The organism is Deltaproteobacteria bacterium, from assembly GCA_016933965.1.
In the GTDB taxonomy this organism is placed as follows: domain Bacteria; phylum Desulfobacterota; class Syntrophia; order Syntrophales; family UBA2210; genus JAFGTS01.
This window is the reverse complement of record JAFGTS010000006.1, coordinates 40,838-60,212: the sequence shown is the minus strand read 5'-3', so window position 1 is coordinate 60,212 and position 19,375 is coordinate 40,838. Positions and strand designations below refer to the sequence as shown.

At 57.6% G+C, this 19,375-nt stretch carries 21 protein-coding genes; 2 read left to right on the top strand and 19 right to left on the bottom strand.

Annotated features, from left to right (window positions below):
• Nucleotides 1–15: 15 nt before the first annotated feature.
• The 10 genes from holB to JXO48_01420 all read right to left on the bottom strand — a co-directional run bounded on the left by holB (nt 16) and on the right by JXO48_01420 (nt 9,699).
• A complete protein-coding gene (gene holB, locus JXO48_01465) occupies nt 16–993 on the bottom strand; it encodes a DNA polymerase III subunit delta' (GenBank protein MBN2282537.1) in 978 nt (325 codons plus the stop codon).
• A gap of 4 nt (nt 994–997) precedes the next feature.
• Nucleotides 998–1,633, bottom strand: coding sequence for a dTMP kinase (locus JXO48_01460; GenBank protein MBN2282536.1), 636 nt, complete (start codon nt 1,631–1,633; stop codon nt 998–1,000).
• Between the two features lie 116 nt (nt 1,634–1,749).
• Nucleotides 1,750–1,923 (bottom strand): 4Fe-4S binding protein, encoded by a 174-nt coding sequence (locus JXO48_01455; GenBank protein MBN2282535.1) that lies wholly within the window; start codon nt 1,921–1,923, stop codon nt 1,750–1,752.
• 141 nt (nt 1,924–2,064) lie between these two features.
• Nucleotides 2,065–2,652: a hypothetical protein gene (locus JXO48_01450; protein ID MBN2282534.1), complete on the bottom strand. Its 588-nt coding sequence runs from the start codon at nt 2,650–2,652 to the stop codon at nt 2,065–2,067.
• 25 nt (nt 2,653–2,677) lie between these two features.
• Entirely contained in the window at nt 2,678–4,411 is a 1,734-nt protein-coding gene (ispH, locus tag JXO48_01445; protein MBN2282533.1) for a 4-hydroxy-3-methylbut-2-enyl diphosphate reductase, read from the bottom strand.
• Nucleotides 4,412–4,510: 99 nt separating this feature from the next.
• Nucleotides 4,511–5,260, bottom strand: coding sequence for a TlyA family RNA methyltransferase (locus tag JXO48_01440; GenBank protein MBN2282532.1), 750 nt, complete (start codon nt 5,258–5,260; stop codon nt 4,511–4,513).
• A 34-nt stretch (nt 5,261–5,294) separates the two neighbouring features.
• Complete coding sequence (locus JXO48_01435; GenBank protein ID MBN2282531.1) at nt 5,295–7,190, bottom strand: 1-deoxy-D-xylulose-5-phosphate synthase; 1,896 nt, start codon at nt 7,188–7,190, stop codon at nt 5,295–5,297.
• A 29-nt stretch (nt 7,191–7,219) separates the two neighbouring features.
• Entirely contained in the window at nt 7,220–8,110 is an 891-nt protein-coding gene (locus JXO48_01430; GenBank protein ID MBN2282530.1) for a polyprenyl synthetase family protein, read from the bottom strand.
• Between the two features lie 4 nt (nt 8,111–8,114).
• Entirely contained in the window at nt 8,115–8,357 is a 243-nt protein-coding gene (locus tag JXO48_01425; GenBank protein MBN2282529.1) for an exodeoxyribonuclease VII small subunit, read from the bottom strand.
• The gene (locus JXO48_01420; protein ID MBN2282528.1) at nt 8,338–9,699 is read right to left on the bottom strand and encodes an exodeoxyribonuclease VII large subunit; all 1,362 of its coding nucleotides are present in this window, start codon (nt 9,697–9,699) and stop codon (nt 8,338–8,340) included. The genes JXO48_01425 and JXO48_01420 overlap by 20 nt, the downstream gene beginning before the upstream one ends.
• 425 nt (nt 9,700–10,124) lie before the next feature.
• On the opposite strand from JXO48_01420, the gene JXO48_01415 reads away from it, so the two are divergent.
• Nucleotides 10,125–10,508, top strand: a complete 384-nt coding sequence (locus tag JXO48_01415; protein MBN2282527.1) for a RidA family protein — start codon at nt 10,125–10,127, stop codon at nt 10,506–10,508.
• A gap of 129 nt (nt 10,509–10,637) precedes the next feature.
• On the opposite strand, the gene rpoD is transcribed toward JXO48_01415, so the two are convergent.
• The 9 genes from rpoD to hisI all read right to left on the bottom strand — a co-directional run bounded on the left by rpoD (nt 10,638) and on the right by hisI (nt 18,787).
• Nucleotides 10,638–12,395, bottom strand: a complete 1,758-nt coding sequence (gene rpoD / locus JXO48_01410) for an RNA polymerase sigma factor RpoD (protein MBN2282526.1) — start codon at nt 12,393–12,395, stop codon at nt 10,638–10,640.
• An 18-nt stretch (nt 12,396–12,413) separates the two neighbouring features.
• The gene (locus JXO48_01405) at nt 12,414–14,339 is read right to left on the bottom strand and encodes a DNA primase (GenBank protein ID MBN2282525.1); all 1,926 of its coding nucleotides are present in this window, start codon (nt 14,337–14,339) and stop codon (nt 12,414–12,416) included.
• Nucleotides 14,339–14,785 (bottom strand): GatB/YqeY domain-containing protein, encoded by a 447-nt coding sequence (locus JXO48_01400; protein MBN2282524.1) that lies wholly within the window; start codon nt 14,783–14,785, stop codon nt 14,339–14,341. Before JXO48_01400 ends, JXO48_01405 begins: the two co-directional genes overlap by 1 nt.
• Before the next feature lie 153 nt (nt 14,786–14,938).
• The gene (locus JXO48_01395) at nt 14,939–15,283 is read right to left on the bottom strand and encodes a histidine triad nucleotide-binding protein (GenBank protein ID MBN2282523.1); all 345 of its coding nucleotides are present in this window, start codon (nt 15,281–15,283) and stop codon (nt 14,939–14,941) included.
• A gap of 35 nt (nt 15,284–15,318) precedes the next feature.
• Complete coding sequence (gene hisA, locus JXO48_01390) at nt 15,319–16,065, bottom strand: 1-(5-phosphoribosyl)-5-[(5-phosphoribosylamino)methylideneamino]imidazole-4-carboxamide isomerase (GenBank protein MBN2282522.1); 747 nt, start codon at nt 16,063–16,065, stop codon at nt 15,319–15,321.
• Between the two features lie 79 nt (nt 16,066–16,144).
• On the bottom strand, nt 16,145–16,852 hold the full coding sequence (locus JXO48_01385) for a hypothetical protein (GenBank protein ID MBN2282521.1): 708 nt from the start codon (nt 16,850–16,852) through the stop codon (nt 16,145–16,147).
• Nucleotides 16,853–16,937: 85 nt separating this feature from the next.
• Nucleotides 16,938–17,525: an imidazoleglycerol-phosphate dehydratase HisB gene (gene hisB / locus JXO48_01380; protein ID MBN2282520.1), complete on the bottom strand. Its 588-nt coding sequence runs from the start codon at nt 17,523–17,525 to the stop codon at nt 16,938–16,940.
• A gap of 12 nt (nt 17,526–17,537) precedes the next feature.
• On the bottom strand, nt 17,538–18,419 hold the full coding sequence (locus JXO48_01375) for an ATP phosphoribosyltransferase (protein ID MBN2282519.1): 882 nt from the start codon (nt 18,417–18,419) through the stop codon (nt 17,538–17,540).
• Complete coding sequence (hisI, locus tag JXO48_01370; GenBank protein MBN2282518.1) at nt 18,407–18,787, bottom strand: phosphoribosyl-AMP cyclohydrolase; 381 nt, start codon at nt 18,785–18,787, stop codon at nt 18,407–18,409. The genes JXO48_01375 and hisI overlap by 13 nt, the downstream gene beginning before the upstream one ends.
• A 238-nt stretch (nt 18,788–19,025) precedes the next feature.
• Here hisI and JXO48_01365 point away from each other — a divergent pair, with 238 nt between their 5' ends.
• Nucleotides 19,026–19,319, top strand: a complete 294-nt coding sequence (locus tag JXO48_01365; GenBank protein MBN2282517.1) for a hypothetical protein — start codon at nt 19,026–19,028, stop codon at nt 19,317–19,319.
• Nucleotides 19,320–19,375: the final 56 nt, after the last annotated feature.

Below are 19,375 nucleotides of genomic sequence, written 5' to 3'. Positions count from 1 at the left end.
GAGGCCCCTTCATTTTTACCGGAGAAGCTTAAACACCATCGACTCCAAAGTCAACTGTTTATTGGCATTCTGGGCGATGGCACGGCAGGCCCGGCCGACGGTTTCGATGTTCTCCAGGATGCGCCGGGTCGTCATATCCTCGGCCATCTGTTTCGTTGCATCGGCCAGGTCGCGGTGGAGCAGACCTTCACGGCTGCCCGTCTCGCTGTATACCAGGACATCGCGGTACCAACTCCGCAGGATATCCAGTTTCTCGGGGAGCGACTTTTTGTCCGCGTCAAGATTTCCTGAGAGCATGACCATTGATCTTGGGGTCCTGTCGCTCCGGGCGGCAAGGAGTATCTCTATCAGCTCCGTCTTCAGGGCCCGCCGTTCCCCCTGTTCCATGGCGATGGCGGCGCCGATACTGCCCCATGACGCCGATGCCAGTTCATCGGCCTCATCGTCGGCAACGGACCGTTTCTCCTTGAGAAACGACGCCACCACGTCGGTACGGATCGGATTGAATCGGATCTTCTGGCACCGTGACCGGATCGTCTGGTTCAGATCGTGCAGGTTCGCCGTCAGCAGGATAATGACGTTCGAGACCGAGGGTTCTTCAAGGGTCTTTAAAAGGGCGTTGGCGGCGGGTGCGTTCATCCTGTCGGCCTCGTCAATGATGAATACCCGGACCCGCCCTTCAAAGGGCCGGTACTTGATCTGGCTCCGCAGGTCCCGGACCATTTCGATCTTGATGAATACCCCGTCGGGTTCCATGAAAACGATGTCGGGGTGGTTGCCGTGGTCTATCTTCAGGCAGGAGGGACAGTGATCGCAGGAATCGTCGGTTCGTTCCCGGCAGTTCAGTGCCTTGGCCAGGACCCGGGCGGTGGTTCGTTTTCCCACACCGTCCATGCCGTGAAAGAGGTAGGCGTGGGGCACCCGCCCGCGGCGAAGGGAATTCCGTAGTATTGCGATGGGTATTTCCTGTCCGTATATATCCTGGAACGACATGGTTTCACCGGGCAAGCAGCCGTGCGATATGGCCGCGAATCTCTTCGTGAATGGCATCGATACCCCGGGTTCCGTCGATCAGGCGGAACCGGTCGGGCTCCTCCCCGGCAAGCCGGAGATACCCCGCCCTGACCCGGCGGTGAAACTCCACGCGTTCTCGCTCGAACCGGTCATCAGGCGTTTCCAGCCGTACCGAGCGGTTTTTCGCCCGCTCAAGCCCCACCTCCACCGGAAGGTCTATCAGGATCGTCATGTCCGGTGTGGCGGACCCCGACGCCCAGCGGTTCACGGCCCGCACAACGTCGATATCCAGTTCCCGTCCATAACCCTGGTACGCGACGGTGGCATCGGCGAACCGGTCACAGAGAACCACCGTTCCCGATCGCAGGGCCGGAAGTATGACCTCCTCAACGTGCTGTATCCGGTCCGCCGCGAAGAGGAACAGTTCCGTCATCTGGTGGATGCGGAGGGATACCTTGTTCAGAAGGATGTTTCGCAGTTCCTCGCCGACCCCGGTTCCACCCGGCTCAACGGTGCACAGGAAGGGGATGCCCCTCTTCGTCAGATAATCCGCCGCCTTTCCGACCTGTGTGGTCTTTCCGCAACCTTCAATTCCTTCAAAGGCAATGAACACACTCATAGGCGGCAACCCGGACGCTCCTGGATACGCGGGGAAACAGTATTATCGAGGCAGGCAGGGAAACGGGGGTACAGGGACCCTCTTGCTGTACAGGGGATTCGGATCCGGTGTCGCTCTCAATCTCCCGGCACGATCGCTTCGACAGGGCAGATATCGGCACAGGCACCACAGTCCGTGCACGTATCCGGATCGATCACGTACTTATCATCCCCCTCACTGATGGCCCCCACGGGACATTCGTCTTCGCAGCTTCCACAGGCGATGCATTCATCGGTGATTACATATGCCATGTTCTCATTTCCTCCATATCAAGAATTTCAACAAGACTCCGTTACTGCTCCCTCCCTTTGACGGTATCGATGCCGGCATCGCCGGAGCACTCGGTATCCGCTCGTTCGTTCCCCGTTTTCCGGTCCCTCTCAACTGCCGCTTCAATGCGGCATTTCTTTGATAATCATTTCAGCCAGTTCAACGGCGACTTCGGCAAGGTCCGGTTTTACTATCCAGTAATCTTCGACTTCGTGATGACCGGCCTTCCAGACAACCCGCCCCGTCGGCGATTCCACCAGCTTCAGGCTGAACCCGACCTTTGCCACCTTGTCATCGTCTTCCATCGTAAAGTTCCAGAAATCGACGGTGACCACCAAAAACGCGTCGACGCCCAGGGTCTCTCCGATCTTCCCGCTGAGGACCGGATCGGAATAATTGACCTTGTCCAGTTTTGACAGGTAATCAACCAGCATGTCCCGGAAGGTCTCATTCGTTGCTATCTGGGTCTGAACGGTCTCGACCGGCACAACCGTGGCAAACCACTGGGTATCGATCAGTGCCTGCACCAGGATCGCGTCCGCCGTCCCGGATGCCTCGCCATAGGCCCCGGCGTCAACGGGAAGAACCGCGATCCGCGTGGGATGAAAATTCTCGAGGTCCGGCGCGAGCTGCGAATACCGTAGTCCGCCGCAGGCCCCGACCAGGAGAACACACAGAACGATCAGCATTGTTTTCAGTATTTGTTTCATATTGCCCCTCCCGGCATTTACACCGTTAAAAACGGGTGATGATCATAAACCACAGCCCCGCAACGAGTCCGGCGATTATGTAATTCGCCCCCAGAAGCCCTTCCAGCATAATGCTTGAAAATCGGGCTCTTTTATCACAAACCCGGAAACAAATCCACACATAAAATATGGGCAGCAGAAGCACCGGTGCAACGCCGGCACCCCATCCCGCCAGGTAACCCGCCACGAGCAGAAGCCCCATGGCAAGGGACATGACCTTGAGCAGTTTTTTCGTCCCCGCCTCACCCAGGACGACGGGGAGCGTCTCTTCTCCGACAAGCCGGTCACTCTGAATATCCATCATGTCCGAGAGCGCCGACTTTACAAACACAAGTGTAAAGACGAACAGAAAGGCCATGACCGCCGCCGGTTCGAAGAACCCGCCGGCACCCGCCGGGGGAAGAAGTGCCGTTGCGGCGGCCCACGCCAGCGCGACAAAGAGGCTTTTCGTTCCGGGGATATCCGCCAGGCGGTCCACCCGCCGGCGCCAGGGAAAGATCCTGATGTTGTAAAGGACGCCGAACACGGAGAGAACAAGGAGAATGACGAAGGGGGCCGGTCCCGCCAGGAAGGAAAGGACCAGGGCCACCGCCAGGCAGACGAGGGCGAGGGCGTACTGGAGGTTCGTATGCCGGCTGTAAAGTTCCTTGCGGTAGCTGCCCATGAGCCGCGCGATATTTCTGCTCCGCAGGCGGTTGATGACGTGCACGGCATAGACGTAAAAAGACGCGATAAGGATGGGGAGAACGCTGAGGGCCAGTCCCTGGAGGATCATGCTCGCCGCCGAGAGAAAGCCGGCGCCGATCGCCGAATACAGGTCGGTGCGGACCAGAAACGACCAGAAACGATAAAGGCGTGACAATCCGAACCGGCTCGATCCTTCCCGGTAATGCGTCAGATAATCTATGACACCGTCGGTGATCCAGTTCGGCGTCGACGCGCCGGCGGAGACACCTATCTTCTCATACCCGCCGAGGTCCAGGGCCTCCAGTTCGGCGGCCGTTTCGACATGGAAGGTCGGGGCCCCCAGTTTCCGCGATATGGCGGCAAGCTGGCGGGTATTGGCACTGTTCTTCCCTCCCACGATGATGATCGCGTCCATCTCGGTCGCCATGTTCCTGATCTCGGTCTGGCGGCGCTCCGTGGAATCGCAGATGGTGTTGAATATGACGGCGCCGGGATATTTTTCCCTGACGGCGGTGACGATCGATTCAAAAACGGCGGAATTCAGCGTTGTCTGCGTCACCAGGCAGACCTTTTCGAGGGGCGGCAGCGAGGCGATCTCATCGGGACCGCCCACCACGATGCCGCGGTCAGACGCGTAGCCGAGCAGACCGATAACCTCGGGGTGGGTCCGGTCGCCGGCGATGAGCACCGTATAGCCGCTGCCGCTGTGCTTCTTGATGATCGCCTGGACCCGTGCCACCTTGGGACAGGTGGCGTCCACGATGGCAATTCCCTTGCGCCTGATCTTCTCGCGGTCTTCGGGGGATATCCCGTGCGCCCGGATAATGACGAGCCCGTCCTGAACCCCGTTGACATCGGTCAGCGGAATGACCCCCCGTGATTCGAGGATCTCTATGGTCTGCGGATTGTGGATCAGGGGACCGTAGGTATATATCTTCTCTTCCCCGCCCCGCTGGGCCATATCGAGGGCGATATCAACGGCCCTCTTCACGCCCATGCAGAATCCCGCTGTATGTGCCAGTTTGACGCGCATCCGGAACCTTTCTGATCTTTTTACCGTCCCGAAGCATTTATGAAATATTCAATAGTTTCGAGTGTGTAAAGTCTTACGCGCAATCGGGCACCAGCCCTCTCAACGCTTGACCCCATGGAGAAAGAATTCCCTGTTCCCCTCGGGCCCGGTGATGGGCGACTCGCAGGTCCCCGCGACGGCCACTCCCAGACGGTCACTGAGATCGACGATCTCCCGCACCACCCGTTCATGGACCGCCGGGTCCCGCACCACGCCCTTTTTGCCCACTTCACCCCTGCCCGCCTCGAACTGCGGCTTGATGAGGGCAAGTATGCTTCCTCCCCGTTCCGTCAGTTTCAACACCACGGGGAGCACCAGTGTCAGAGAGATAAAGGAAACATCGACAACGGCAATCTCGATGGCCTCCTCGATGCCCCGGCCGTCGAAATGACGGATATTGGTGCGTTCAAAGAGAACGACCCGTTCGTCCTGCCTGAGCTTCCAGGCAAGCTGCCCGTATCCCACGTCCACGGCATACACCCTGCGGGCGCCCTCCTGGAGCAGGCAATCGGTGAAACCGCCTGTGGAAGCGCCGACGTCGAGGGCCACCTTTCCCCGGACATCGATACCGAACCGGTCCAGAGCTCCCTTGAGCTTCAAGCCGCCACGGCTGACATAGGGATTATCCTCGCCACGGACGCGGATATCGGCATCGGGCGAAACAAGGGCACCGGCCTTTTCGACGCGGTGGTCATCGACCACGACGGAACCGGAGAGGATCAGCGCCTTTGCCCGCTGCCTCGTCGCCGCTATCCCCCGTTCAACCAGGAGCGTATCGAGCCTCATTTTCCGAGGTGTGGCATTTTTCATGACCTGCCCGAACCGTTCGACCGCGTCACGGACACTATTCCCCGTCCGCCAGGAATTCCAGTGCCACCCGGGCGATCCCACTCGCGTCGAGGGAATACCGCCTCCTCAGTTCCGTCTGGGACGCGTGCTCTACAAAGGTATCGGATATCCCGATGCGCCTGATCCGGACATCCGAAATACCGCCGTCACCGAGAAGCTCCATGACGGCGCTGCCGAAGCCTCCCATAAGGACATTCTCTTCAACGGTGAGGATCTTTTTTATCCTTCGGGCCGTATCACGGAGGAGTTCCCCGTCCAGGGGCTTGATGAAGCGGCCGTTGATGACACAAGCCTCGATGCCCTTTTCCTCGAGAATGCCGGCGGCCTCAAGGGCCGGGTGGACCGAAGCGCCCACGGCGACGATGGCCAGGTCACCACCCGCCCGAAGGACCTCTCCCTTTCCGAGGGGCAGGGAGCGCGGTTCCTTATCCAGGGGAACACCGACACCCCGTCCCCGGGGATACCTGATCGCCGTGGGATGTTTCGATTCAACAGCGGTCTTCAGCATGTGCTGGAGTTCGTTTTCGTCCTTGGGCGCCATGAGGATCATGTTCGGGATCGATCGCAGGTAGGCAAGGTCGAACAGCCCCTGGTGGGTCTCCCCGTCCTCTCCGACAATACCGCCACGGTCGAGGGCGAACACGACGGGAAGGTCCTGGAGGCAGACGTCATGAAGGACCTGGTCGTAGGCCCGCTGCAGAAAGGTGGAATAAATGGCGACCACGGGAATGAATCCCTCCACGGCAAGACCCGCCGCGAAGGTGACACCGTGCTGTTCGGCGATACCCACGTCAAAGAACCGCCGGGGGATCTCCCGGGCGAGGAGATCGAGCCCCGTCCCGGTGCTCATGGCCGCCGTTATGGCCACGATGCGCGGATTTTCCCGGGCCAGGGTGACCATGGTCTTTCCGAAGACCGACGTGTATGCCGGGGGGGCGCCGTTTTCATGAGCGGGTTCGCCCGTGGCAATATCGAAGGGGCCGATGCCGTGGAACAGTGCCGGCCGTTCTTCCGCGAAGTGATACCCCTTTCCCTTTTTCGTTATCACATGCACGAGCACGGGCCGGTCCAGGGCCTTCACGTTCCGGAAGGTCTTGATGAGGTGGTCAAGATGGTGTCCTTCAAGGGGCCCCACATACATGAATCCCAGTTCTTCGAAGAGGATGCCGGGAACAATGAACGCCTTGAGGGATTCCTCCACCTGCTTGGTGAACTTCACCATCTGTTCACCGATACCGGGGATGGTCTTCAAAAAGGCCTGCACGCGGTTGCGCAGTTTCGTCATCTGCTGTCCCGTCATGATGCGGTTCAGGTACGAGGACAGCGCCCCCACGTTCTCGGAGATCGACATTTCATTGTCGTTGAGGACCACGATGAGGTCCTTTTTCTGATCACCCGCCCAGTTGATGCCTTCATAGGCAAGGCCCGCCGTCATGGACCCATCGCCGATGACGGCGATCACCTTGTAGGTATCATCCTTCAGGCACCGCGCCTCGGCAATGCCGGAGGCGGCAGAGATCGAGGTACTGCTGTGTCCCACGTCGAACACATCGTAAGGGCTCTCCTTGCGTTTTGGAAACCCGCTGATGCCCCTGTCTTTGCGCAGGGTATCGAAGACGTCCCGGCGGCCCGTGATGATCTTGTGTGCGTATGCCTGGTGTCCTACGTCCCAGACGATCCGGTCGTGGGGGGTATTGAAAACGTAATGCAGCGCCAGGGTCAGCTCGACGGTCCCCAGCGATGGAGCCAGGTGCCCCCCGTTCCGGGAGACCGTCTCGATGATCATGCCCCTGATCTCCTCGGCGAGTTGTTCCAGCTCTGCCGGTTCAAGAGCGCGTACATCGGACGGCGCGGTGATCCTGTCTAAAAGATGTTCCTTCTTTGTATCCAACGGCAATGCTCCCGTTTTTTTTCATCAATCTAGGACCGCCGCTCGATGATGAAGCGGGCGATAAGCCGCAGCGGTTCGGCTCTTTCATCAAAAGACGCGATCACCGAGAGTGCCTCCTCGACAAGGCGCCGGGCCTGCTCCCGGGATCTCTCGATCCCCATGAGGGCGGGGAAGGTCATTTTTCCCCGGACACCGTCGGCACCGGTGTCCTTTCCCAGAAGGTCCCTGTCGCCTTCAATATCAAGGATATCGTCGGCTATTTGAAAGGCAAGGCCGATGTTCCCGCCGTATTGTGTCAGCGCTGCAAGTTCAGTGTCCCCCGCCCCGGCCAGGATGGCCCCCGACCGGAGAGACACGGTGATCAGCGCGCCTGTCTTTTTTTCATGTATATAGGAAAGCGTATCAAGGTCCACGGCCTTTCCTTCCGAGATGATATCCACGACCTGGCCGCCCACCATGCCGTAAAAACCCGCCGCTCGTGATATTTCACCGATGACGGCGAGTATCCGTTCCGCCGGTACCAGGGGGCTGCCGGCAGGCTCCGACATGACCCGAAAGGCCTCCGTCAGGAGCGCGTCACCGGCCAGGATGGCGATATTTTCCCCGAAGACGGTGTGATTCGTCGGTTTCCCCCGCCGGAAGTCATCGTTATCCATGGCAGGTAGATCGTCATGGATCAGCGAATAGGTATGGATCATCTCCAGGGCGCAGGCAACGGGAAGCACCAACTCACTGTCACCACCCAGGGCCTCGGCGGCGGCCATGCAGAGGATGGGCCGTATCCGCTTCCCCCCGGCAAAGAGACTGTAGCGGACCGACTCAAAGATGGATGAGGACAGTGGATCGCCCGCCGGGATACGCTCGTTCAACGCTTCATCGACAAGCTCTTTCCGCTCCCTGAGGTACGCGTCCAGTTCCATGACTCTATCCCTCTTCACCCGGTTCACTTTCTCCGGGAAAGGGCTCCACGGTGAATCCTTCTTCATCGGCCAGCAGCACTTCCACCTTGCGTTCCGCCTCATCAAGCTTCTTTGAACAGAACCGCGCCAGCCGGATGCCCTCTTCAAAGGCCTTCAGCGATTCATCGAGGGTCATTTCACCCTCCTCCAGCCTGCGGACGATATCCTCCAGCCGTTCAAGGGCCTTTTCAAATTTCTTTTCCGCCATCTTCGTGCTCCTCTGTTACCTCTGTCACCCTCGCGTCAAAACCGCCGAGGGCGATCTTGACCGATACCAGGTCGCCCGCTGCGACCGTTGCGGCATCTTTGATCACCGTCCCGTCCGGTATTTTCCTGATGATCCCGTACCCGCGCCTGAGGACCGCGAGCGGGCTCAACCCGTCAAGCAGCGCCGCGTTCCGCCGGACCCTGCTTTCCAGCTCCCGCAGATACACACGCAATGACATGTGCAGGTGCCGCAGCGTGTTGTCGAGAGCTCTCCCGTGTTCCCGAACCCGCCTGTCCGGACTCGACCGAAGCAGGAGACCGCGCAGAGCGGATACCTCTTTCCCCCTGGCGCCGATATCACGCCTGAGGGTCTCGATCAGCTCCGACAGCCGATCGTCCACGAGAAGCCGCAGGTCGACGATCCGTCTTCTCGGGTGGGGTATCTTCCCCTGAAGGTAATTCACCCGCTCCCGCAGGCGGGCCGCCATGTTGCGCCGGCCCGATAACAGGCGCGCTTTCAGTGTTTCCAGGCGTTCCACCAGGTCCCGCCGGTTCGGCACGACCAGTTCAGCCGCCGCGGACGGCGTCGGGGCGCGCAGGTCGGCGACAAAATCGGCGATGGTGAAATCTATTTCATGGCCGACGGCGGAGATGACCGGGATCCGGGAGGCGAATATGGCCCGCGCCACCCGTTCATCATTGAAGGGATACAGGTCTTCAAGCGAACCGCCGCCCCGGGCGACGATAATGACATCTATATCGCTCAGGGAATTCAGGGCCTCGATTGCTCGGCATATCTCAGGGGGTGCCTCCATGCCCTGTACCCGGACAGGGGCGATAAGGATATTAACGGACGAGAACCGGCGGCGGGTGATGTTCAGGATGTCCCTGACGGCCGCTCCCGTGGGAGAGGTGACGATACCGATCCTGTCGGGCAGGAAGGGAACGGCCTTTTTCGCTTCGGGGGCGAAGAGGCCCTCCGCTTCGAGCCGCCGTTTGAGCTGTTCAAAGGCCATCTGCAGGGCGCCCAGCCCGCGTGGCTCCGCCGCTTCGACAATGATCTGGTATTCCCCGCGGGGCTGGTACAGGGACAGCCGGCCCCGGCAGACGATGCTCATCCCCTCCTCGAGGGCAAAACCGATCCGTGACGCGTACGGGCGGAACAGGACGGCGCGGATCTGGCTTTCTTCATCCTTGAGGGTGAAATAGACATGGCCGGACCCCGGCCGCCTCAGGTTCGACACCTCGCCGGCGACCCAGACGTATCCGAACCGGCTTTCCAGAAGGTCCTTTATCTGTTGCGTCAATTCCGTAACGGTCAGAATATGTTCCATAGGATGCATACCATGGTGCTTAAACGTAAATTATCTCAATAACAAAGGCGCCGTCCTTGTGCAAGGACAATCGGGATTCGTAAAACGCGATTCGGGAATCGTTAATCGTAACTCGTAATCCGTAATCCCTAATCCGTATTCCCTGACCCATTATTGTCGTTGCCTTATTTATAGGTTTTTCTCGTTTTTCTCCTCCCTTTGTAAAGGGAGGTTGGGAGGGATTTTTAAAGAGGATTACGGATCAAACTGGTGAACAGTCATGCGGATTCCGGAAAAACAAAGAGTAAAATCTCCCCCAATTCCTCTTTATAAAAGAGGGGGGGCAATAACAGGCACTCATACTTAGGAACTCAGGCACTCATTTTTTTTCATTGACCATTCCCCGCATCTGCGAGTAAAAGCAGGTAATCATCTTGAATGGAGGAGCGCCGCCCATGGAACGCACGCCCGTCATGACCGACAAGGCCCCGGAACCGGTGGGACCCTATTCCCAGGCAATCAGAGCCGGCAACTGGTTGTTCGTCTCCGGTCAGTTACCGATCGACCCGAAGACGGGAGAATCCGCCTCGGGGTCATTCGAACGCCAGGTACGGCGGGCCCTTGAAAACCTGAAAGCGATCATTGAAGCGGGCGGCTCCGACCTCGACCGTGTCGTGAAGGTCACCGTTTACCTGACCGACATGGAGCGGTTCGCCGAGCTCAACGCTGTTTATGATGAATACTTTGGAGATTCGCGGCCTGCGCGGGTCTGCATCGAGGTACGGGACCTTCCCCGCGGCGCTCCGCTCGAGATAGAGGCGATCGCCTTCTGCGATTGACCGGATTCCCGCCTGCGCGGGAATGACAGAATAAAAAAGCCCGATAAATCGGGCAACTGCAATAAGGGATTACGGATTACGAGTCCCGAATTCTGAATAACGAATCACGGATCGTACTCAGGCACTTTTTTACTTCGTCCCGCTCTTGATCTCCCGCCTTCGCGATGACGATCGCATCTTCTTGAGCACGTTCGCCTCTATCTTCCGGGCCCGCTGGACCGTGTCGGTCAGCTTGTCACTGTTCAGGTCGAGATCATAATCACACTTTTCGCTGATACCGAAGCGCATCCGCAGTACCTTTTCCTCCCGCGGCGTCAGCGTGGACAGGATCTTTCTGGTCTGGTTGGCCAGGTCCATGCTCATCGTCGCCTCCGAGGGAGACATGATCTTCTTGTCCTCTATGAAATCACCCAGCGAGCTGTCCTCTTCCTCGCCGATCGGGGTTTCGAGAGAAATGGGCTCCTTGGCGATCTTCAGGACCTTTCTTACCTTATCCAGGGGAAATTCCATTTTATCGGCAATCTCAGCGGGATTCGGTTCCCTGCCCAGTTCCTGCACGAGGTATCGAGAGGTCCGTATCAGCTTGTTGATGGTCTCTATCATGTGAACGGGGATCCGTATGGTACGCGCCTGATCGGCAATGGCACGGGTTATGGCCTGCCGGATCCACCAGGTGGCGTATGTGGAGAACTTGTAACCCCTCTGGTACTCGAACTTCTCCACGGCCTTCATGAGGCCGATGTTGCCCTCCTGGATGAGATCGAGGAATTGCAGTCCCCGGTTCGTGTATTTCTTGGCAATGCTGACGACGAGACGCAGGTTTGCCTTTATCAGCTTCTGTTTGGCCTCGTTGGCCTCCCGCTCTCCATTGGAGATCTGCTCGAGTATGTTCTTGAGCGCTTCCTTCGGCGCTCCGATCTCTGCGGCCACCCGCTTGAACTCCCTCCGGCCTTCGCGTATCGTCTTTTCCGCATCTTTCAGCTTCTCCAGGGATACCCTGTTCTCCTTGGCGATGGCCTTCACCTTTTGGGGCTCGTTGCGCATCCGGGCGAATACCCGATCGAGCGCGTTCAGGGACATACCCGTTTTATCCTTGCATACCTGTATCTTCCTCTCATATTTTTCGATCCGGGCCACGGCGTCCTTCAGATCGGAGCTCATTTTGCTGATGCGCCGTTTGCTGAACCGCACTTCCATGCACAGTTCGACGATCTTCTGCCGGTTGTTCTCCAGCTCCCTGGTCAGCCGTTTGATCCTCTTTTCATCCAGATCGGGGTCTTTGAGACGCTCCTCAATGGTACCATTCCTCCGGTGCAGTTTCGTGATCTGATCGATAAGTTTCTGCACCCGCTCTCGCTGGATGTCCTCCTCCATGAAGCCGCTCTCGTCCTCCAGGTTGTCGACGACGGACTTGATGCGCACCTCTCCCGTTTTCAGACGCGCGCCGATAATGACGATCTGGTCCACGTAAATGGGAAGGCTCAAAAGGGTGGCCAGTATCTTCTTTTCCCCCTCTTCGATCCGCTTCGCTATTTCCACCTCTTCTTCACGGCTCAGGAGAGACACGAGGCCCATTTCCCTGAGGTACATCTTAACGGGGTCACCGGTCTTGCCGAGTGTCGATATGGGCACCGCCGAAAGGAGGTCGGCCTCCTTCTGATCGTCCGTATCATCGACATCCTTCTTGATGTCTATCTTGTCGGCCTTGTCGGCGTCGACGACATCGATGTTCTTTTCCCCGAAGAGGATCATGATGTCGTCGATCTGTTCGGACAACACGATATCCGATGGAAGCATATCATTGATATCGTCGTAGGTAAGGAAGCCCTTTTCCTCGCCAAGTGATATAAGTTTCTGTACCTCATCGGATTTCATTATTTTTTTCATTGTCCTTGCTCCTTGCCTTCAGAATATTCCCTCTTCACGACCCATCGGTCCCTCTCCCCTGCCGGCTTCGGACAGACCCCGCTCTTCCTTTATCAGTCCGTCCTTTTCCCTGAGCAGTTCATGCAGCAGTTCCGCGTCGCCCCGTTTCTGGGCTTCCGCAAGCTTCATCTTCAGCACCTGGTGCTTTCTTCGATACCAGCGGGACCTGATCTTGCGTATCGTATCCTGAAGCATCCTTTCAACAACGTCATCGCTGCACGGTGATTCCACCATCCGCTTCAGGAGCCCCTCCCGGACGCTTCCCGCCGGAAGGGCGGCGACAAAATCCCCGGCGTCCGTTCCGGTGCCACGCTTCCATTCATCGATCATTTTCCACGCCGCGTCACGGACATCCTCGTCCAGGCACCATTCGACGACGTTCCCGGTGACGACCGTATCAATAACACCGGGGTATTCCATCATGAGGTGCAGCAGGTTCAGCTCGACGGAATCAGTGGCTGGAACCTTTTTTCTCCCCCGCTCGGGCGGCTCCTGCTCTCCCGTCCCGCGCGGCTTCGAGAGGAGCCGTGACACGCCGGCCGTGAGAAGCGCCTCCTCGATCCCCAGCCGTTCGGCGACACGCCTGATAAAAAGCCCCCGCTGGATGGGGTCCGCGATGCCGGCGAAGAAACTCACCGATTCCCGGGCGGAACGAAGATTCTCTTCAAGGGTCTTTTTTCCGCCGATGACATGATCGATATAATAGTCCACCATGGAACGGGCGCCGCCGATCAGTTCCCGAAGGGCATCACCGCCCGATTCCGACACAAAGTCGGCGGGGTCGCGCTTATCGGGGAGAATAACGATCTTCGCCTCCATCTGTTCTTCGAGAAATATCTGGAGCCCCCGCTCGACGGCGTGGATGCCCGCCTCATCGGGATCGAAGATCATGATGACGTTCCGGGTGAACCGTCGTATCAAGGCCGCCTGATCCCTGGTCAGGGCGGTGCCGAGCGTGGCCGCCACATTCGTAACGCCGGCGTTCCAGAGCGCCAGGAGGTCGAAATACCCCTCCACGATTATGACCGCGTCGGCACGGCGGACGTCGTCCCTCGACTGGTAGAGCCCGTAGAGTGTTCTCCCCTTCGTATACACGGGCGACTCCGGCGAATTGAGATATTTCGGCTCGCCCTCACCGAGAATCCTGCCGCCGAAGGCGACCACCTTTCCGTTCAGGTCCTGGATCGGAAAGATCAGCCTGTTCCTGAAACGATCATAGGGCTGCCCCGTATCGGGGAATACGATCAGTCCCGCTTTTCCGGCAAGTTCCAGGGGTATGCCTTTTTTTTCAAAGTGTCCCTTCAGTTCCCGCCATTCATCGGGCGCGTGGCCCAGAAAATATTTCTTGACGACGGGATCACTGATACCTCTTTTCTTCAAATATTCCCGAGCGGTACGACCTCTCTTCGAGGAGAGGCCGGCGAAAAAAAATTCGGCGGCCGCCATGTTGATCCGGTGGACCGCCTCGCGCTCGCTGATTTTCTTTTTCTCCCCGGGAGTCGGATCGCTCACGGGGATGATGACACCCACCTTTCCCGCCAGGCTCCTGACCGCCTCGGGAAAGGTCATCGTGTTCATTTTCATGAGAAACGATATGACATTCCCCCCTTCTCCGCACCCGAAGCAGTAAAAGATCTGTTTTTCGGGATTGACGGTAAAGGACGGGGTCTTTTCCCGGTGAAAGGGGCACAGGCCGATGTGGTTTCTGCCCCGTTTCCTGAGGGTTACGTACTCGGAGACGATATCGACGATCTGCGCCCGGCTTTTGATCTCTTCTATTGTTTCCTGAGGAATATGCCCTGTCAATCTCGACCTCCCCTTCGGGTCGCGATGGGCACGTGCCCTGTCCCGCGGTGACGCGGCGGGGGGCACGCCGCCTTCGGCGCGGCGCTCCTTCATCTCCATCAGGAAGAAAGTTTCGCCTTGACCATGTCACTGACGACTTTTCCGTCGGCCTTTCCCGTCAACCGGGGCATGAGGACCTTCATGACCTTTCCCATGTCCCGCGCGCTCGTGGCGCCGGCTTCTTCAATGGCTTTCTCGATCACCGACAGTATCTCTTCTTCCGACATCTGCTCGGGCATGAATTCCTGGATCACCCTGAGTTCCTGCTCTTCTTTTTCAGCCAAGTCAATCCGCCCACCGTTCCGGAACTGTTCGATAGAGTCCTTTCTCTGTTTCGCCAGGGAAGAAAACACCTGCAAGGCCTCTTTTTCCGTGAACTTTTCCTTCAGATCAATCTGCCTGTTATGGAGCGCAGCCTTCATCATCCTGAGGGCCGACAGGCGTATTTTATCCTTCGCCTTCGCGGCCGTGATCATTTCCGCGTCAACTCGTTTCAAAATATCCATTCCGAACACTACCTTTCCATCGGGCACCGGAGGGTGCCTTTCACTCTCATGAGTTAGGCATTACTCTTAATTTAGTTGTTCCCCGGCGATTGTCAAATCACCGGACCGCCTTTCAAAAAAAAATAACGACGGGGCATGGACCTGCCCGCTGTTTCATCCCATATCGTCTTCCAGGCGCCTGCCTCCCAGGACGTGGACATGGAGGTGAAAAAGGACCTGTCCTCCTTCCTCGTTACAATTGATGACCATCCTGAAACCTCGTTCATCGACACCCTTGATGCGCGCCACTTCCTGGACCGCTTTCGTGATATCCTTCATCACGTCCAGAGAATCATCCCCCAGGTCCATGAGGGTTGCCACATGCTGTTTCGGCACCACGATGACATGGACCGGGGCGGCGGGGCTGATGTCGTCAAAGGCAAGGACACGCTCGGATTCATAGACGATAGTGCTCGGGATCTCTCCTCTGACAATCTTACAAAAAATGCAGTCTTTCATGACCCATCCCTCCGCGCATATTCACCGGCTTTCCCTCACGGGGAGTCCCGCCGGATGTTCCGCCGAGCCGCGGCAATGGCATCTTCCAGGTTCAATGCCCCCGTGTAAAGGGCTTTCCCGATAATGACACCGCTGATACCCGCCGATTCTACGGCCAGCAATCTGTGAATATCATCCAATCCCCGCACGCCGCCCGACGCGATGACCGGCACCCTGACAGCCCGGGCAAGGGCCGCCGTCATCTCCACGTTGACGCCCGTTTCCATGCCATCCCGACCGATGTCGGTGTATACGATCGCATCAAGGCCGCACTGCTCGTAATCCGCAGCGATCTCGGCGGGGGATTTTTCCGTTTTTTCGACCCATCCCTCGACGGCCACGACCCCGTTCCTGGCGTCGATGCCGATGATTATCGAACCCCGGTGCCGGTCGCAGATAGCGAAGACGCTTTCCCGGTCCTTTAACGCCGCCGTGCCCAGGATAACCCGGCTCACACCCATATCGAGATATTCCCGGACCGTCACCTCATCACGGATACCGCCGCCGACCTGCACCGGTACATCCACGGCCTTGACGATATCCCCGACGACCCGCCTGTTTCGGGGACTTCCCTCACGGGCCCCGTCGAGATCGACAACGTGGATACGCTGTGCGCCCCGATCCTGCCATTGCCGGGCAACGGCGGCGGGATCATCCCCGTAAACGGTGCTCCGGGAAAAATCCCCCTGAAGAAGGCGCACACAGTTTCCGTTCTGTACATCAATGGCCGGTATGATCAGCATAACACCATTTCACGGGAAGGGTACCGAAACGCCTGCTCCTGCCCGGTCCCGTTTTTCCCCGCATCCATTTTTCTTTGTATTATTCTCCGGTTCCCGGGAACGTCCTGAGGATTTCCGTGACTCCTTCCTCAGCAAGGCGGCCGGCGGTCACCCATTTCCCCCGCTCCCTGATGAAGGACGGCAGAGAAAGAAGGTTTTCAAAGAGGGAGCTCTGGGTCTTGTCGAAAATACCCCGCCACACCAGGGCCCCGTCTTCCACCCGTACCAGGTGTACACTGAAGACGACCGATGAGGGAGTATCGACGGAATAGGCATACCCCTTTCTTTCCCGGTAACAGAACACGTACCCGGCCAGGACATGATCGACCTGCAACTCGCGACCGAGGGCCTGCATGACCTCCCGTTGCGACAGGGTAAAGGAATCGGTCAATATCCTCCGGTAGACGGCGGCGACCTTCTCGCCAGGTATGACCGACGGACTTTTACGCTCCCGCAGGCCTTCGAGGAACAGGTCTTCCACGATCCTGCAGGGATCACCGGAAGACCGGCAGGGACAGCTTCTCATCATCATGCCGCAGAGAGGACAGATACCGTATTCCCCCCGTGAGACATCGACGGGGACCGTTTGAAAAGGAGCCACCGCAATGGCATTGCAGACCACGGTGCTTTCAGGAACAAAATGTCTCGTTGATACCGCGCTCCCGGCGGAACAGCCGGCAAGGAAGAGCAACAACAAAGCGCAGCACCCCGGGACGGATTTCACCCACCTGAAAAGTGTTCTGTTCATGAAATTCACCCCCTCTGCACCTCTTCGGCATGAAAGGGTATGCCCGGAATATGTCAAGAGGGTATCAATAGTCGAACGCCCGGTTTCAGAGGCTGCCTTTCGTGGACATGACGCCTTCGACACGGTCATCAATGGAAACCGCCTCGCTGAAAGCCCGGGCAAATGCCTTGAATATGGACTCGGCCATGTGGTGGGGGTTTGTACCATACACCATGTTTATGTGCAAGGTTATTCCCCCGTTGTCCACCAGGGCCTTGAAAAATTCCTTGAAGAGCAACGGATCGAAATCCCGTATTTTCTTGCCCTTGAAATCGGCCTTGAAGACCAGGCAGGACCTGCCCGACATGTCCACCGCGACCGACGCGAGACTCTCGTCCATGGGGATGAGCGCCGCGCCGTACCGGCGGATCCCCCGTTTATCACCGATGGCCTGCCTCATGGCCTCTCCCAGGCAGATGCCGAGGTCCTCCACGAGGTGATGGTAATCCACATCGGTGTCGCCGCTCCCCCGCACGGTGATGTCCATAAAACCGTGTTTCGCCATGAGCGCCAGCATGTGGTCGAGAAAAGGTATGGTCGTCGCGATCTCTCCGGCACCGTTCCCGTCGAGTCTGATCTCTACGAAGATATCGGTTTCCCTGGTCTTTCTTTCAACAACACCTGTTCTCGTCATCGCCCGCACCTTTCATATCACCTTGTTCAAGGGGTACTCTATGATGCCCTCCGCACCGGCGTCCTGAAGAATGGGGATCAGTTCCCTGACAATGTCCTTGTCCACGATCGCCTCAACGGCGAACCATTCCTCATTATAGAGGGCCGACGTGGTGGGCGCCTTCAGGGATGGGAGCAGTAGGACCACCCGGCCCAGATTTTCCCGGGACACGTTCAATTTCAGCCCCACCTTGTTCGTGGCGGACAGGGATCCCTGCAGAAGGGTATTGATCTGCGTGATCTTGTTTCTCTTCCAGGGGTCCTTCCAGGCATTCCTGTTCGCGATGAGCTGAGTGTTGGTCTTCATGAGTTCATGAATGATCTTCAGCTTATTGGCGCGGAGAGTGCTTCCCGTTTCCGTCACTTCCACGATGGCGTCAACCAGCCCCTCCACCACCTTGGCTTCCGTGGCACCCCATGAAAACTCCACCTGGACGTTGATATTTCTGTCCCGGAAATACATAGTGGTAAAGTTGACCAGTTCCGTGGATATTTTTTTCCCTTCCAGGTCCTCGATCGTCGCGATGGGGGAATCCTCCCGTACCACCAGTACCCACCTGGCCTGGCGGGCCGTGGATTTTGAATACACCAGGTCCTGGACGACCATGACGTCCGAACCGTTTTCAATGATCCAGTCCCTGCCGGTCAGACCGAGATCGATCGTTCCCTGCTCAACGTACCGCGACATCTCCTGGGCCCGCACCAGGGAGCAGTTGATCTCATCATCATCTATGTCGGGGAAGTAGCTGCGGCTGTCGTAAGTGATCCGCCATCCGGCCTTTTTGAACAACTCAACCGTACTGGCTTCAAGACTTCCCTTGGGAATTCCCAGTTTCAACAGACTCATGAGCGATATACGTCCTCCGGATCAAATATTTTTTCACCGGTGATCTCCAGTGTGTCAGAACCCGCCAGCCGGCGGTGAAAACAGGACCGGTACCCCAGGTGACAGGCTGCACCGCCGACCTGTTCGACCTTGAGCAGGATCGTATCGGAATCACAGTCCACAAACAGGTCTTTAACCAGCTGAACGTTCCCCGACGACTCACCCTTCACCCAGAGCGTGTTCCGTGAACGGCTCCAGTAGGTGGCCCTGCCCGTCTCCAGGGTCTTCGCGAATGATTCGCGGTTCATGTAAGCAAGCATCAGGACTTCACCGGTTTCACAGTCCTGCACTATGGCGGGAACCAATCCGCCGGCCTTATCAAAATCGAGATCGATCATGTGCTTCACCACCGTGACAGAGTTCGCGGGAACACCGTCCGACAGGACGGCCTCCATCCACTGAAAGGGTTGTAACTTAATGTAATATGTAATTTTAAGCAAGAATTTTTTCTGTATTTTCACCTTGCCTGAGAATGGGATTTATGTTAGCAAAAGTTCTTTAGTGACCATTCCACATGCCGTAATCGGTTTTTTACTATGCCATCAACGGAAATTATTCATTAGGAGGTTTGCGGAAATGCAGGTATTAATCGGAGGTCTCGTTGCAGCGGTTCTGGGGTTTGTCGGTCTTGTACTGTGGGGTTCTGATTTCCTGATCATTCTCAAGGGCGGAATTCCCATCATTCTTCTTCTCGGCGGCGCCCTTGCCGTTTACGTTGGCATCGACGAACTGAAGGACCAGATGCAGGAAAAGAAGGACCTGCAGAAGGAACAGGAGATCAAACAGAAAGAGCTTGAGGAGACAAAAGCGGAACTGGAAAAGCTGAAAGCTGAAGTGACCAAGGGCAAAGACAAGAAAAAAGACGAATAAGAACAGCTTGTTACGAGATGGCCGCGGGGGCGGCCCGGGAAGAAGGCCCGGTCCCC

Coding starts and splice junctions, on each gene's coding strand:
- holB (MBN2282537.1), bottom strand. CDS start 993: ATGTCGTTCCAGGATATATACGGACAGGAAATACCCATCGCAATACTA.
- JXO48_01460 (MBN2282536.1), bottom strand. CDS start 1,633: ATGAGTGTGTTCATTGCCTTTGAAGGAATTGAAGGTTGCGGAAAGACC.
- JXO48_01455 (MBN2282535.1), bottom strand. CDS start 1,923: ATGGCATATGTAATCACCGATGAATGCATCGCCTGTGGAAGCTGCGAA.
- JXO48_01450 (MBN2282534.1), bottom strand. CDS start 2,652: ATGAAACAAATACTGAAAACAATGCTGATCGTTCTGTGTGTTCTCCTG.
- ispH (MBN2282533.1), bottom strand. CDS start 4,411: ATGCGCGTCAAACTGGCACATACAGCGGGATTCTGCATGGGCGTGAAG.
- JXO48_01440 (MBN2282532.1), bottom strand. CDS start 5,260: ATGAAAAATGCCACACCTCGGAAAATGAGGCTCGATACGCTCCTGGTT.
- JXO48_01430 (MBN2282530.1), bottom strand. CDS start 8,110: ATGGAACTGGACGCGTACCTCAGGGAGCGGAAAGAGCTTGTCGATGAA.
- JXO48_01425 (MBN2282529.1), bottom strand. CDS start 8,357: ATGGCGGAAAAGAAATTTGAAAAGGCCCTTGAACGGCTGGAGGATATC.
- JXO48_01420 (MBN2282528.1), bottom strand. CDS start 9,699: ATGCATCCTATGGAACATATTCTGACCGTTACGGAATTGACGCAACAG.
- JXO48_01415 (MBN2282527.1), top strand. CDS start 10,125: ATGGAACGCACGCCCGTCATGACCGACAAGGCCCCGGAACCGGTGGGA.
- rpoD (MBN2282526.1), bottom strand. CDS start 12,395: ATGAAAAAAATAATGAAATCCGATGAGGTACAGAAACTTATATCACTT.
- JXO48_01405 (MBN2282525.1), bottom strand. CDS start 14,339: ATGGAGATGAAGGAGCGCCGCGCCGAAGGCGGCGTGCCCCCCGCCGCG.
- JXO48_01400 (MBN2282524.1), bottom strand. CDS start 14,785: ATGGATATTTTGAAACGAGTTGACGCGGAAATGATCACGGCCGCGAAG.
- JXO48_01395 (MBN2282523.1), bottom strand. CDS start 15,283: ATGAAAGACTGCATTTTTTGTAAGATTGTCAGAGGAGAGATCCCGAGC.
- hisA (MBN2282522.1), bottom strand. CDS start 16,065: ATGCTGATCATACCGGCCATTGATGTACAGAACGGAAACTGTGTGCGC.
- JXO48_01385 (MBN2282521.1), bottom strand. CDS start 16,852: ATGAACAGAACACTTTTCAGGTGGGTGAAATCCGTCCCGGGGTGCTGC.
- hisB (MBN2282520.1), bottom strand. CDS start 17,525: ATGACGAGAACAGGTGTTGTTGAAAGAAAGACCAGGGAAACCGATATC.
- hisI (MBN2282518.1), bottom strand. CDS start 18,787: ATGATCGATCTCGATTTTGATAAGGCCGGCGGATTGGTTCCCGCCATA.
- JXO48_01365 (MBN2282517.1), top strand. CDS start 19,026: ATGCAGGTATTAATCGGAGGTCTCGTTGCAGCGGTTCTGGGGTTTGTC.